General features: G+C 71.9%; 13 protein-coding genes. 3 read left to right on the top strand and 10 right to left on the bottom strand.

Translation table 11 applies throughout. The features are described from left to right. Positions 1-88 precede the first annotated feature (88 nt). Complete coding sequence (locus ACR3IO_RS03015) at positions 89-1567, top strand: hypothetical protein (RefSeq protein ID WP_434069676.1); 1479 nt, start codon at positions 89-91, stop codon at positions 1565-1567. Positions 1568-1608: 41 nt separating this feature from the next. Here ACR3IO_RS03015 and ppk2 read toward each other — a convergent pair whose 3' ends face one another. From ppk2 to ACR3IO_RS02990, 5 genes are all read right to left on the bottom strand, one after another. Next, entirely contained in the window at positions 1609-2436 is an 828-nt protein-coding gene (gene ppk2, locus ACR3IO_RS03010) for a polyphosphate kinase 2 (protein ID WP_434069675.1), read from the bottom strand. A gap of 72 nt (positions 2437-2508) precedes the next feature. Continuing rightward, the gene (locus ACR3IO_RS03005; protein ID WP_434069674.1) at positions 2509-3063 is read right to left on the bottom strand and encodes a hypothetical protein; all 555 of its coding nucleotides are present in this window, start codon (positions 3061-3063) and stop codon (positions 2509-2511) included. Next, positions 3060-3317 (bottom strand): hypothetical protein, encoded by a 258-nt coding sequence (locus tag ACR3IO_RS03000; RefSeq protein WP_434069673.1) that lies wholly within the window; start codon positions 3315-3317, stop codon positions 3060-3062. Before ACR3IO_RS03000 ends, ACR3IO_RS03005 begins: the two co-directional genes overlap by 4 nt. A 53-nt stretch (positions 3318-3370) precedes the next feature. Further along, positions 3371-4180, bottom strand: coding sequence for a nuclease-related domain-containing protein (locus ACR3IO_RS02995; RefSeq protein ID WP_434069672.1), 810 nt, complete (start codon positions 4178-4180; stop codon positions 3371-3373). An 82-nt stretch (positions 4181-4262) separates the two neighbouring features. Then, positions 4263-5885 carry a glycosyltransferase family 39 protein gene (locus ACR3IO_RS02990; protein ID WP_434069671.1) on the bottom strand — a complete coding sequence of 541 codons (1623 nt, stop codon included), beginning with the start codon at positions 5883-5885 and terminating at the stop codon, positions 4263-4265. 128 nt (positions 5886-6013) lie between these two features. Between ACR3IO_RS02990 and ACR3IO_RS02985 the strand changes: the two genes are divergently transcribed. Next, entirely contained in the window at positions 6014-6478 is a 465-nt protein-coding gene (locus tag ACR3IO_RS02985) for a pyridoxamine 5'-phosphate oxidase family protein (RefSeq protein ID WP_434069670.1), read from the top strand. Positions 6479-6559: 81 nt separating this feature from the next. On the opposite strand, the gene ACR3IO_RS02980 is transcribed toward ACR3IO_RS02985, so the two are convergent. The 3 genes from ACR3IO_RS02980 to ACR3IO_RS02970 form a co-directional block, all read right to left on the bottom strand. Then, on the bottom strand, positions 6560-6886 hold the full coding sequence (locus ACR3IO_RS02980; protein ID WP_434069669.1) for a hypothetical protein: 327 nt from the start codon (positions 6884-6886) through the stop codon (positions 6560-6562). A 46-nt stretch (positions 6887-6932) separates the two neighbouring features. Further along, on the bottom strand, positions 6933-8363 hold the full coding sequence (locus ACR3IO_RS02975; RefSeq protein ID WP_434069668.1) for a VOC family protein: 1431 nt from the start codon (positions 8361-8363) through the stop codon (positions 6933-6935). 94 nt (positions 8364-8457) lie between these two features. After that, on the bottom strand, positions 8458-9297 hold the full coding sequence (locus tag ACR3IO_RS02970; protein WP_434069667.1) for an NAD-dependent epimerase/dehydratase family protein: 840 nt from the start codon (positions 9295-9297) through the stop codon (positions 8458-8460). 179 nt (positions 9298-9476) lie between these two features. Between ACR3IO_RS02970 and ACR3IO_RS02965 the strand changes: the two genes are divergently transcribed. After that, entirely contained in the window at positions 9477-9890 is a 414-nt protein-coding gene (locus ACR3IO_RS02965; RefSeq protein WP_434069666.1) for a hypothetical protein, read from the top strand. Positions 9891-10534: 644 nt separating this feature from the next. Here the strand turns inward: ACR3IO_RS02965 and ACR3IO_RS02960 are convergent. Both ACR3IO_RS02960 and ACR3IO_RS02955 read right to left on the bottom strand, forming a co-directional pair. Then, positions 10535-10906 carry a PH domain-containing protein gene (locus tag ACR3IO_RS02960; RefSeq protein ID WP_434069665.1) on the bottom strand — a complete coding sequence of 124 codons (372 nt, stop codon included), beginning with the start codon at positions 10904-10906 and terminating at the stop codon, positions 10535-10537. 98 nt (positions 10907-11004) lie between these two features. Continuing rightward, positions 11005-12234, bottom strand: coding sequence for a TM2 domain-containing protein (locus ACR3IO_RS02955; RefSeq protein ID WP_434069664.1), 1230 nt, complete (start codon positions 12232-12234; stop codon positions 11005-11007). Positions 12235-12281: the final 47 nt, after the last annotated feature.

Raw genomic sequence — 12281 nt, 5'->3', positions numbered from 1 at the left:
CCTGCGACATCCAGAGTTCACACGATGCGCATTGTCGCGCCCGGGACGCACGGGTAGCGTGCCCCGCACGGCGATCGGTTGGGGGACCATGACCGGGTACGGGCACAGGGTTCGGGTCGTCCGCGGAGTCGCCATCGCCTGCGCGGCGGCGATCGCGGCGACCCTCGTGATCGCGACACCGGCCGTGGCGGACGCGCAGGTGACACCGGTCGCGTCGTGCGACGAGCTGGCCGACGCGTTCGCGACGACGGGCACCGTGCTGTTGACCCAGGACATCAGCGGGCCGGGAACCGAATGCGCGGCGGTCGAGATCGGGGCCGGTGCCGACATCGTGCTCGACATCGGCGGCCACACGGCGTACTTCGGCTCGATCTTCGGAACCGGACCGACCGTGGCCGAGGGCGCGGCGATCTTCGTGCCGTCCGACGCGAGCCTCACGGTGCGAGGGGTGACGGAGTCGACCGGCGCCGAGCGGGCGGGGTTCCTCGTCGCCTCCGGCGGGGCCGGCGCAGGGATCGGCGCCCGGCCGGGCTCCGGCGCCAGCGGCGACATCCGCATCGAGGGCGGCATCATCCGTGCCGAGAGCCGGTCGGCAGCGGGCATCGGCGGTGCCGACGGCGACGCGCACGTGACCATCACCGGTGGCAACGTCACGGCGTTCGCCTCCCTGTGGGCGCCGTACGTCGACAGCGGTGCGGGCATCGGCGGCGGACGCCAGGGCATCGGCCGGGTCGAGGTCACCGGAGGCACGGCGAACGGCAGCTCGTTCTCGGGTGCGGGCATCGGGGGCGGCAGCGACGGCGACGGCATCGTCACGATCGCCGTCCCCGATGACGCGCGGAACTCCCTTCGCGGAAACGCCGGCGGCGGCAGCCACACGGGTGCGGGCATCGGCGGCGGCATCCGCGGGTCGGGTCAGGTCGTCATCACCGGCGGCACCGTGAGCGGCACCGCGTCGGGCGACGGGCTCGGTGCGGGCGACCGACTCGGGGTCGGCTACGGCGACGTGCGCGGCCTCGGCGCGGTCTCGATCTCGGGCCGGCCCCACGTTTCAGGATCGTCGATCCGGAGCAGTCGGACGGAGATCCTCGGTGGATCCGTCTCCATCGTCGACGGGCTCAGGGCGACGGATCCGCGCCCCGTCGCAGGCACCACGCCCCTGTCGCCGATCTTCGTCAGCGTGCGCAAGGACGGGCAGCCCGTGCGGCCGGGCCTTCTCGTCGTGGTCGACGACCGCGGCACCCCGACCGGCTACGAGGCCGTGCCGGAGCTCACCAGCGCCAGCCTGTGGCTGCCGCCCGGGCGCAGGTTCATCCGCACCGAGGTCGACGGCGAGGTGCGAACGTTCCCGGTGCAGGTTGCCGCGGACGGCACAGCGCGTGCGTTCCTCGACTTCGGCGCACCGCCTCCTCCGCCGACGCTCGAGCAGCGCATCGTCGCCCGCTTCGCCGAACTCGCGCGCCGGCTCGGGAGCGACGACGCGGCGATCGCGCGCATCGCCCGCGAGCTCGGCACCACCGAGGGGACCGTGCGGTACTGGCTGCGCCGGGCCGGGGAGATCGGCTGAGGCGAGGTGTCGCCGACCCGCCGTCACCGACGCGCTGTCGCCTACTCGGCCTTCGCCTCCTCGGCCTTCGCCCGCTCGATCACCTCGGCCGCGTGGTCGGGCACGAGGTTCGCCCACTCGCGGGGCGGCCGCTCGTAGCCGCCGGACGTCGGGCGGGGCGGGATCACGATCGATTCGCGCTCGACCGGCTGATACGGGATCTTCGAGAGCAGGTGGGCGATCATGTTGATGCGCGAGCGGCGCTTGTCGTCGCTCTCGATCTCGTACCAGGGCGCCTCGGAGATGTCGGTGTTGGCGAACATCGCGTCCTTGGCGCGCGAGTAGTCCTCCCACTTCGTGATCGAGAGCACGTCGTTGGGGCTGAGCTTCCAGCGCCGCATCGGGTCCTCGAGCCGCGAGCGGAACCGCTCCTCCTGCACGACGTCGGACACGCTGAACCAGTACTTCAGCAGGATGATGCCGTCTTCGACCAGCATCCGCTCGAAGGTCGGCGCCTGGTGCAGGAACCGGTGGTACTCCTCGTTCGTGCAGTAGCCCATGACCCGCTCGACGCCCGCCCGGTTGTACCAGGAGCGGTCCATGAGCACGATCTCGCCCGCCGCCGGCAGGTGCGGCACGTACCGCTGGAAGTACCAGCGCGTCTTGTCGCGCACGCTCGGCGTGGGCAGCGCGACGATGCGCGTGACGCGCGGGTTGAGGTACTCGGACACGCGCTTGATCGTGGAGCCCTTGCCCGCGGCATCCCGCCCCTCGAAGATCACGACGATGCGCGCACCCGACTCCTGCACCCACGCCTGCATGTCGACGAGCTTCGCCTGCAGGTCGTGCAGCTCGCGTTCGTACAGCTTCTTCGGCATCCGCTTGGTCATCGCGCACCTCCTGCGCTGAAGCCTAGAGCCGATGCCCCGAGCGGATGCCGCGGCGCGGCGTCGTATCCGCGCCTATTCGGCCGGGATGCCGAGGTCGCGCACGAGGTACGCCCACGGGAACATCGTCGAGCCCACGATCCAGCCCTCGGCCTCGTCGCGGCGCGAGGGGCCGCGCCAGATGAGGCGCTTCGTCTCCCACTGGGTGTCGGTGCGCACCATGCGGTGGCGCAGCATGCCGGCCTCGACGGTGTGCCAGCCCGCTCGCCCGGCGAGCTCGAGCTCGGCCATCTCGTCGAACGCGGTGACCGGTCCGAGCCACCGGTACTCGGCTTCATCGTCGGCTGCGTCGTCGGGTTTGGAAGCATCGCCGAAGCGCTGCTGCGCGGCCTGCCGCGACATGCCGAGTTCGGCGCCGATCGCGGCCCAGCTGACGCCCCCGGCGCGCGCCGACTCGACGGCCTGGCGAAGGATGGCCCGCGCCTCGCCCTCGGCGTCGGAGCCGGCATGGATCAGCGCGAGGTGCTGCTCGGGCGTGAGGTGGCTCTCGAGATTGCCGTCGAGGATGTCGCGGTCGAGGGCCGCGGCATCGAGCACGGCGAGCGTGATCGCGTCGTGGAGGTCGGTCATCGGTCGCCGTCTCGGCTCGGGAGCCACCATCCCCGCACCTCGCGGGATCGGGTGCGGGACGCGAGCCAGCCGAGCGCCGAGGCCAGCATCACGGTGCCGATGAGGGTGAGGGCGACACCCGCACCGATGAGCACCCCGCGCGCGACGCCCTCGAACACGGCGATGCCGACCAGGCTGCAGAGCATCCCGATCGCGATCGTCGCGAAACCGGTCGACCAAAGGACGAGGAGTCGTCGTTCCGTGCGTGCGGGCATGCGTCAACGATAGGTTGACGCGGTGGTGTTGTCAACGAACCATTGACGTGGTCTCAAATGCTGACGATCATGCCGAGGAGCGCCGACGACGCAGCGATGAACGCGAGCGGTATCGAGAGCACGATCGCTCCGATCCAGAGTCCGCGTCTCTGCCTGGCTCGATCGATGGAGATTCTCAGACGGTCGAACGCCGCGTGGTCCACCTTCTCGGCATCCGCCTCGCGCTTCCATGCCGCCGGCTGGGCGGCGATGCCCGCGATGTGGCGCACCTGCTCTGGGCCGAGTGTCGTCGGGTGCCTCCGCAGCCACGAGACCAGCTCCGTGTCGCGGATCACGATGACGACCGGAGGGCGCTCTCGAACGGTCATCCGCCGTACCCCGACGACCGCGATGATCGGCGTCACATCGACGAGCATCTGTGCGGCACCGGAGAGCAGCTTCGACGTTCGGCTGCCCTCGAACGCCGCGTTGCGGAGGTGGTCGGTCCGCTGACCGTTCACGAGGATTCGCTTCGCGCCGACCCAGACGTTCTGGCCGCGGTGGTGCTTCGTGTTGATCGTGAAGACCCCGGCCGGGCCGATCACGACGTGGTCCAGATCGCTCGATCCGTTGCCGATCGGAACCGAGTGCAGCACGAACCACCCCGGGCCGAGGCCTTCGAGCCGCCGGGCGACCTCGAGCTCGCCGAGGGCGCCGAGATACCAGGGCTGCGCCTCGCGCCCGAGGGGAGAGATCCCGAAGAACCTCTGGAGCGGCGTGTTCGCCGGCACTGCGGCCTGCACGCGCAGGCATTCGGAGATGACGGATGTCGCGGGCAGCCGATGACCGAGTGACGATACCGTTGCTGACTCGCTCAGATCCATGCTCCTTCGCCCGTGATCGGGGGCGCATCGATCCTCGCAACCGGCGAGCTCGAATGGCAGTCCCCGAACTGGGGAGCACCCGTCAACTCAGGTGCGCGAGGCGCGGCCAGAGCTCGTCCCAGCCGACGGTGCGACCGCGGCACAGCGTGATCGGCAGGCCCTGCTCCTCGTTGTCGACGTCGACGCCGTTGTCGAGCCGGCCCGCGGTCGTGCAGGACTCGAACGCCGCGACGGTGCGGGGCGACAGGTCGCCGACGAAGATGACGTCGGTCGCGGCATCCGGTGGCCTCGCCTCGAACCACAGGGCGTTGTGCCCGCTGTAGACCGCGTCGGGGTCGAGGCCGAACTCCTCGCCGTAGCGCGCGATGGCGCCGGCCTCGCCGTAGTTCGAGGTGATGACGACCGGGTCGGATGCGGCATCCGCTCGCCCATCGCCGGAGCCGGATCCGGAGCTCGCGCCAGCGCCGTGCACGACCGTGGCGACCTGCTCGACGTAGGTCGGCCAGCCGATCGAGTCGCCGACGGTCTGGTTCATCGCGGCGAACGGGCTCGCGCCGACGAGGCCGAGCGGCAGCAGTGGCAGTGCGATGAGCGCCGAGACGACGGCGTTCAGGGCGATGCCCGCCCAGACGAGCGCGCGGCGGCCCGTGGTGCGCATCCACTCGGCGGTCGGCACGGCGCCCAGCGCGAGCAGCACCTCGATGAGGCCGACGGGGTAGTAGGGCTGCGCGCCGCCTGCGATCGTGGCGATCACGACCACGGCGAAGGCCACCGCGAGCAGGCGGATCGGCCGCCATGCGGGTCGGCGCAGGAGTGCGACGAGTCCGGCGATCCAGATCGGCACGAGAGGTGGGCCAGCCAGCAGCAGGAGGAACGGCAGGGTCAGCAGGCGCGCTTCGCCGTCGGAGTCCTCCGCGAGGGCGGCGCCCATGCGCAGCTGCGGCAGGTCGTTCGCGACCTGGTACGCGAGGTTCGGCAGTGCGACGACGACGGCCACGCCCACTCCGGCCCAGAGCCACGGCGATCGCAGCGCGCGCCACGGTCCGACCACGAGCAGCCCGATGCCGATGCCCGCGACGAGCAGCACGACGAGCAGCTTGTTGTACGTCGCGACGCCGACGACGAGGCCGACGGCGAGCCACCACCGTCCGCTGCGCTCGCCGTCGCGCAGCAGCGCCCGCATCGTGAACAGCGCGACGAGCGGCCACACCACGAGGTCGATCGAGGCGGTCAGCAGCACGTGACCGAACACCATCGGGAACGACGCGGATGCCGCGGCCCACGCCGCGACCGACTGCGCACGCCGCCCTCCACCGGCTTCGCGCGCGATGAGCGCCAGCACGTACACCGTGGCGACGGCCGCGAGGATCGCGGGGATGCGGAGCGCCCACGGCTCGTCGACCACGCTCGCGATCGCGCGCGTGAGCAGGGGCGTGAGCGGCGGCTGGTCGACGTAACCCCACGCCGGCTCCAGCATGCGGAAGTACAGCTCGTCGCGATGGAATCCGTACCAGTCGCTCGTCGCCGCGAGCAGCACCGCGAGCGCCGCCATCGCGCCGAACACGGGCCCGCGGGCGAGCGGTTCGAGCGAATCGAGCGGCCCGATCCCGCGATCGGGAGCGCTCGGCAGCGACCCGCTGGGGGCCGATGCGCCCGGCGGACTCGCGGTGGAGGAGTGGAGGTCGGCCGAAGCGGCGTCCGACATGCGGCTCACCCTAGCGGCGCCGGCAGGTGCCCGCGAGGGCGGCCGTAACCGGCATTCCTCGTGCACCGTTCCTGCCGCCGCGCCCGTCGACACCCCGCCGCTCGGCGTGCGACCTGATAGCCATGAGTATGGCCACCGATGCAACCTCGTCGCCCAGCGCGACCTCCGCCCGGCGGATCCTCGACGCGAACGCCTACGTGACCCTCGCCACGGCGGATGCCGCGGGCCGCCCATGGGCGACGCCCGTGTGGTTCGCCGTGCGCGACCTGCGCGAGTTCGTCTGGGTCTCCCGGCCGACGCGCCGCCACTCGCAGAACATCGCCGCACGAGCCGAGGTCGCGCTGACCGTGTTCGACTCGTCCACGCCCGTCGGCGAGGCGACCGCGGTCTACGCCGAGGCGCTCGCCGAACCCGTTCCGGATGATGGGATCGACGACGCCCTCGCGATGTTCAACGCCGCGTGCGAGGCATCCGGCCTGCGACCCTGGGCCGAAGGCAGCGTGACCGGCGCCGCCCCGCACCGGTTGTACCGTGCCGTCGCGTCGCACCTCTGGGTGCTCGACGAGCGAGAGGACCGCGTCACCGTCTTCTGAGCGGATGCCGCGGCCGGCCGTTCACGGTCGCTCCCGGTCGAGTGGAATGGCGCGGCGAGACCCGCGTCACGCAGCGGCCGCTCAGTCCTGTGCGAGCACCTGCTTCGGGCGCTTTCGGATCACGCGCACGAGGTACGCCCCCGCATCCCACGCGATCTTGCCCGCGGCCAGGGCGCCGAGTGCGAGGCCGATGAGGGCGAACCACGCCGGGGTCGGCCGCGCGACGCCGACCGAGTCGAAGGGCCCGAGTCCCGCGTCGATGGTCGAGACGAGGAGCCACACGCAGACCACCGTGACGGCCGCGGTGATCGCCCCGACGATGACCATGGCGATCACGACGCTCGGCTTCGTGCTCTCGGGCCGGTACCGGCGACGTTCGCGGCTGCGGTTGCGGTGTCTGCGGCTCACCCGTGGAGCGTACTGCACCACGGATGCGGCTTCGAAGCCGGGCGGCCTATCCGTCGCGATCGGCCCAGACGGCGATGTCGACCTTGTTGCCCGCCGGATCGGCGAGGGTCCACCAGTCCTGCTCGCCCGCGCCGCCGTCCGCCTGGGCCGCAATGCGCCCGCCCGCCGCGAGCGCCGCGTCGACCCGTGCTCGACCGACGGCGCGCGGCAGCGAGACGTCGATGTGGAAGGCGTGCCGGAGCGGTTTCTCCGCCGGGAGCTCCTGGAACCACAGGCTCGGACCGCGACCACCGAGGTCGACGAGGTCTTCGGCGCCGTGCTCGGCGTAGCCGAAGAGCTCGCGCCAGAACGGCCGAACCTCGTGGTCGGGCTTCGACGCGATCGCCACCTGCACGGTCTGCACCTGCGTCGGATCGGCCACGGCCCCGAGCTCGCGCGCGATCGCCGAGAAGCGCCGCGCGAGCTCGAGGTCGTCGTCGACGAGCTCGGTGAAGTCGCGGGCGAACCGCACCGCCAGCCCGTCGGCCCTGAGGTCCAGCTGCAGTCGGTCGGCGCCGTGCTGCTCGGCCAACGCCGCGGCGAGTTCGGCGCTGCGCGCGAGCGAGGTCGTGCCGAACCACGCGGTCGGCCCCCAGAAGACGACCGGCCAGTCCTCGAGGTCGGATGCCGCGCGGAACGCCTCGAACATCGTCTCGCCGTGCTCGAGCTCGGCGGCTCCGGCGACGACGATCGGGGCGCTGCGAGACGCCGGGGCGGCCGTCGCGTCTCGGCCGAACATGATGTCGCCCGGCCATCCCTCGGCGTCGGCCTTGGTCAGGGGCAGGTCCGGCCAGGCCACGAGGTCGACCTTGTTGCCCGCGGCATCCGCGTAGGTCCAGAACCTCGGCGCGACGACGTCGCTGGCGAGACGGCCGCCGGCCGCGACCGCGGCGTCGCGCCGGCCCGCCGCGACCTCGCGCGGCACGGCGAGGTCGAGGTGCATGACGTGCCGCAGCGGTTTCGCGGCGTCGAGACCCTGGAACCAGATGCTCGGACCGCGCCCGTGCGGATCGACGAGGTCCTCGCCGGAGTTGTCGACGTACCCGAGCACGGCCCGCCAGAACGGCAGCACCTCATCGACCGTGAGTTGCGTCGCGATGGCGACCTGCACGTCCTGCAGTCGATCGGGGCGGGCCGGGAGGCCGTGGGCACGAGCCACGGCGGAGACGGCGCGGGCCCGGTCGGCGGCATCGGCCGGGGTGGCGGCGTCGTCGAGCGCGAGGAGGTCGGCGTGCAGTCGCACGGTCACGCCGTCGGGCCGCACATCGATGAGGGGCGGATGCCGCGTCACGGCGTCGAGCGCGGCGATCTCGGTCGCGAACGCCGTGCCGGCGCGCACGGAGTCCGTGGCGAAGTGCGCGACGGGGCCGCAGTACAGCACGCGCCAGTCGTCGATGCCCGTCTCGGCGTGGAACGCGAGTCGATGCTGTTCGTTCATGGAGCCCCTCCCGACGCCGAGCACGATAGCGGAGCGCTCGGCGAGCCGAAACCCCGGGCGCACGGCACTCCGGGGCCGCTCGAACCGGCGCTCGCTACCAGCGCTCGCCGAGCGGATGCTCCGGTTCGGTGAACGTGCCGCCGATCGGGCCGCTCGTCGGCGGTGCTTCGGGCTCGAGGCCACGCGCTCGGACGATCGCGTACGCGTCGTCCTGCGGCTCGAACCCGATGGCCCGCCCGGCCGACAGGTTGCAGACGCCGGGGGAGTTCGCCGAGACGCCCCACACGATGTGGTGCCGGCCGTCGTCGAGTGCGAGCGCGGCCTCGACGAGCCGGGCGGCGTCGCCGGCCGAGAGCCAGTGCGCGATGCCGTGACGCAGGTTCGGCTCGCCGTCGCCGTACGCGCAGATGCGCGCCGACACGATGCTGAGCCCGTACCGGTCGGCGTAGACGCTGCCGAGCGCCTCGACGGCGGCCTTGCTCACGCCGTAGAACGTGTCGGGGCGCGGCACGAGCACGGGCGTCGAGGCGACCTCCGCGACATCCGCGAACCCGACCGCGTGCACGCTGCTCGCGAGGAACACGCGCGTCGCGCCGCCGAGCCGCGCCGCCTCGAGCACCTTCTGCGTGCCGTCGATGTTGGCCCGCAGGATCTCCTCCCACGGCCGCTCCGACGACTGAGCCGCGAGATGCACGACGGCGTCGGCGCCATCGAGGACCGAGCGGATGCCGCGCTCGTCCTCGATCGACGCGCGACGCAGCTCGACCCGGTCGGAGACCTCGCCCCACGGGCCGTCTTGGACGCGATCGGGCAGGTCGGTGTCGACGAGGCGCAGCGTGCGACCGGGCCGATCGAGCAGGGGAACGATGCGCCGCCCGATGCGCCCGGACGCACCGGTGATCGCCACGACGTCGTGTGAGACATCCGCTGTCATGACGGCGAGCGTAGCGCTCGCGTGCGACATGCGTCTGCTGGTCAGGGCGACAGGTTCGCCAGGAAGGCCTCGGCGAGCGAGGATGCCTCCACGACGGCCACTCCGAGGCCCGGCACCCGCCCCATATTGGGGGAGCTGCCCGACCACGTCGGCGCGGGTGATTTCGCTACGGTCGTGGGGTGACCCTTCAGCCCGCCGCCGGCGCACCGGCGCCCGCTCCGTTCCTCGTGTCGATCGGGAACATCCACGCCACGCAGCACCACATCGTCACGCCCACCGGAACCTGGCCGATCGCCGAGGTCAACACGACGACGCATGATCAGACCGCGACGACGACCCACACGCCGACCTGGGCGATCGTGATGGTCGCGATCTTCATCTGGTTCTTCCTGCTCAGCCTGCTCTTCCTGCTGGCTCGGGAGTCGCGCGTCAGCGGATACGTCAACGTCACCGTCTGGGGCCCCGGGGGCCAGTCCTACTCCGAGAATGTGCCCGTCTGGGACGCCGTGCAACGAGCCGACGTGTTCAACCGGGTCAGCTACCTGCAGGGCCTGATCGGCCAGGAGCGGGCGCGGCTCGGTCGCTGGGCCTGACTGCCGCTGGGCCGCCGGTCGCTCGGCACGCCGGTCGCGAACCGACTCGAGCGCTGACCTGCCTCGTGCGCTGACCTGCCTCGTGCGCTGACCCGCCACGTGCGCTGACCTGCCACGTGCGCTGACCTGCCACGTGCGCTGACCTGCCACGAGCACTGACCTGACACCAACGCCCGGGCGACTCTGCGCCCGCGCGGCTTCGCACGAGACTGCGGATGCCGCGGTCGGACCGGGTTCGGTCCGAGAATCATGTGGCGATGTGGCGATGTGGCGATGTGGCGATGTGGCGCGCGGCGCAGGAGCGGACGCCCCGGGCGACGGATGCCCCACCCGACCGGTGCCCGTCTTGAAAGACGGTGCCGAAGTGCCGAAGTGCCGAAGTGCCGAAGTGCCGGAGTGCCGGAGTGCCGGAGTGCCGGAGTGCCGGAGTGCCGGAGTGCCGGAGTGCCGGAGTGCCGGAGTGCCGGAGTGCCGGCATCCGCTGGACGAACCCCGCCCTCCTCCGGCGGAGAACTCGGCGACACGCAGGTCCCCAGGTCCCCCAGGTCCCCCAGGTCGCCAGATCCTCGGGCGCCTCGTGAGGCGCCTCGCGAGGCGCCGTGCGTGGGCGCGGGCACACGGCCCGCACCCACGCTGGGCGCGACTCAGTGTTGCAGCACCGCCCAGGCGAGGAGGCTGTCGATGCGGCGCACGTCGGCGCCCTTCGTCAGCTTGACCTTGATGTGGCCGGCGCGCGTCCAGAGCTCGATCTCGGCGTCGCGGTCGAGCATGCCGCCGGCATTCTCGCTCGACCACATGTTGATCGAGCTGTACGGCAACGAGGTGATCTCGACCTTCTTGCCGGTGATGCCCTGGGCGTCGCGCACGATCAGGCGCTTGGTCGTGAACGTCGCCGAATCGCGGAACGTCTTGAACGAGGCCACGGCCTGCTCACCCTCGACGAGGAGCGGGAGCACGTCGTCGGGCACGGGGATCTCGGTCTGCAGCGTCCAGGCGAGGATGGGGGAGTTCTCCATTGCGGTGTCTGTTCCGTTCGGTCGGTGGTCGGTGGTGGGTATTCCCTGTTTGGTGCTGGTGCTGGTGTTCGTCGTTCGAAGCGCGGTGTCCGGCCGGGTCAGCCCACGGCCAGTGTCCACGAGCCGTCGGCCTGCACGGCGATGGCCGAGGGGCCGGCGCTCAAGGGTACGGTTCCGGAGTAGTTGCCGATCTCGTTGACGAGCAGTCCCAGGCCGAGCGAATCCGGGGCCTCCTCCGTGATCACGAAGTTCGCCTCGCCCGAGTGGGTCGCGGTCAGCGCGGCGGCGCCGCCGTCGTAGAGGAACACGCCGTCGCCGCTGCCCGAGGAGGCGAGCGCGGGCGCGGCCGAGACCGGGGCGATCGTGATCGTCCAGTTGCCGTCGGCCGTGATCTGCAGGGTGGCCGGCTCCGAGAAGGAGCTGAATCCGTACGCCGTGGTGCCCGTGTACGCGCCGATCGTGTTCACGAGCAGTTCGCCGGTCGAGCCGTTCGTCGCGTCGAGCACGTTGACGACGAAGTTCGCCGACCCGTCGTGCGTCGCCGTGACGATGCCGGACGTGCCGGGCAGCGTGATGAGGGCATCGCCCGCACCCGTCTGCGTCACGGGCGCGAACGAGCCGAACGTGTCGTCCGCCCACGTCTGCGCGGTCGCGACGGCGCCGGAGTCGGCCGCAAGCTCCGCGGTGTCCGCAGAGTCGTCGGCGGCGGCATCCGCTTCGACGACGATCGCGGGCTGGTCGACGGCCTCGAGCGCTCCGCTCGCGCCGGAGACCGCGCCGTTCACGATGTTGACGACGAGGCCGAGGGCGATGACGGCGCCCGTGACGATCCACGCGATCTTCTTGTGCTCGTCGTAGCCGGCGAGACGCTGGCCGCGCTGGTCGCGCTGGCTGCCCGTGAGCACGAGGATCAGGTCGATCAGCACCCACACGCCGAGCCCGCCGAACGTGAGGAGCTTCGCGAGGCCGGTGCCGACCTTGCCGAGGTAGAAGCGGTCGACGCCCCAGAGCCCGAGGAACCAGGCGAGCAGCCAGGTCGCGACGAACGACTTCTCTCCGACGGGTGCGGCGGGCGCCGCATACGGCTGCGGTGCGCCGTACGGTGCTGCTCCGTACGGTGCTGCCCCGTACGGTGCCGGCGCCGCGAGCGGTGCGCCGTAGGCGGGCGGTGCGCCGTAGGGCGCGGGGGCTGCGGGTGCGACCCCGTAGGCGGAGGGTGCTGCGGGCGCCGGCGCGCCTCCGTACGGCTGCGGCGGCACCGCCGACACGGGCGGCGCAGGAGGCGCCGGCGGAACGTTCGGACTGGGGGGAAGGGTGGGGTCTGACATGAGCCGGCCTCTCGACGAACGGTGATGTGCGGGTGCACCGCGACGCG

The sequence above is a fragment of the Agromyces sp. Marseille-Q5079 genome, assembly GCF_051016555.1.
Taxonomy (GTDB): Bacteria; Actinomycetota; Actinomycetes; order Actinomycetales; family Microbacteriaceae; genus Agromyces.
This window is presented reverse-complemented; position numbering and strand designations above follow the sequence as displayed.

Coding starts and splice junctions, on each gene's coding strand:
- ACR3IO_RS03015 (WP_434069676.1), top strand. CDS start 89: ATGACCGGGTACGGGCACAGGGTTCGGGTCGTCCGCGGAGTCGCCATC.
- ppk2 (WP_434069675.1), bottom strand. CDS start 2,436: ATGACCAAGCGGATGCCGAAGAAGCTGTACGAACGCGAGCTGCACGAC.
- ACR3IO_RS03005 (WP_434069674.1), bottom strand. CDS start 3,063: ATGACCGACCTCCACGACGCGATCACGCTCGCCGTGCTCGATGCCGCG.
- ACR3IO_RS03000 (WP_434069673.1), bottom strand. CDS start 3,317: ATGCCCGCACGCACGGAACGACGACTCCTCGTCCTTTGGTCGACCGGT.
- ACR3IO_RS02995 (WP_434069672.1), bottom strand. CDS start 4,180: ATGGATCTGAGCGAGTCAGCAACGGTATCGTCACTCGGTCATCGGCTG.
- ACR3IO_RS02990 (WP_434069671.1), bottom strand. CDS start 5,885: ATGTCGGACGCCGCTTCGGCCGACCTCCACTCCTCCACCGCGAGTCCG.
- ACR3IO_RS02985 (WP_434069670.1), top strand. CDS start 6,014: ATGGCCACCGATGCAACCTCGTCGCCCAGCGCGACCTCCGCCCGGCGG.
- ACR3IO_RS02975 (WP_434069668.1), bottom strand. CDS start 8,363: ATGAACGAACAGCATCGACTCGCGTTCCACGCCGAGACGGGCATCGAC.
- ACR3IO_RS02970 (WP_434069667.1), bottom strand. CDS start 9,297: ATGACAGCGGATGTCTCACACGACGTCGTGGCGATCACCGGTGCGTCC.
- ACR3IO_RS02960 (WP_434069665.1), bottom strand. CDS start 10,906: ATGGAGAACTCCCCCATCCTCGCCTGGACGCTGCAGACCGAGATCCCC.
- ACR3IO_RS02955 (WP_434069664.1), bottom strand. CDS start 12,234: ATGTCAGACCCCACCCTTCCCCCCAGTCCGAACGTTCCGCCGGCGCCT.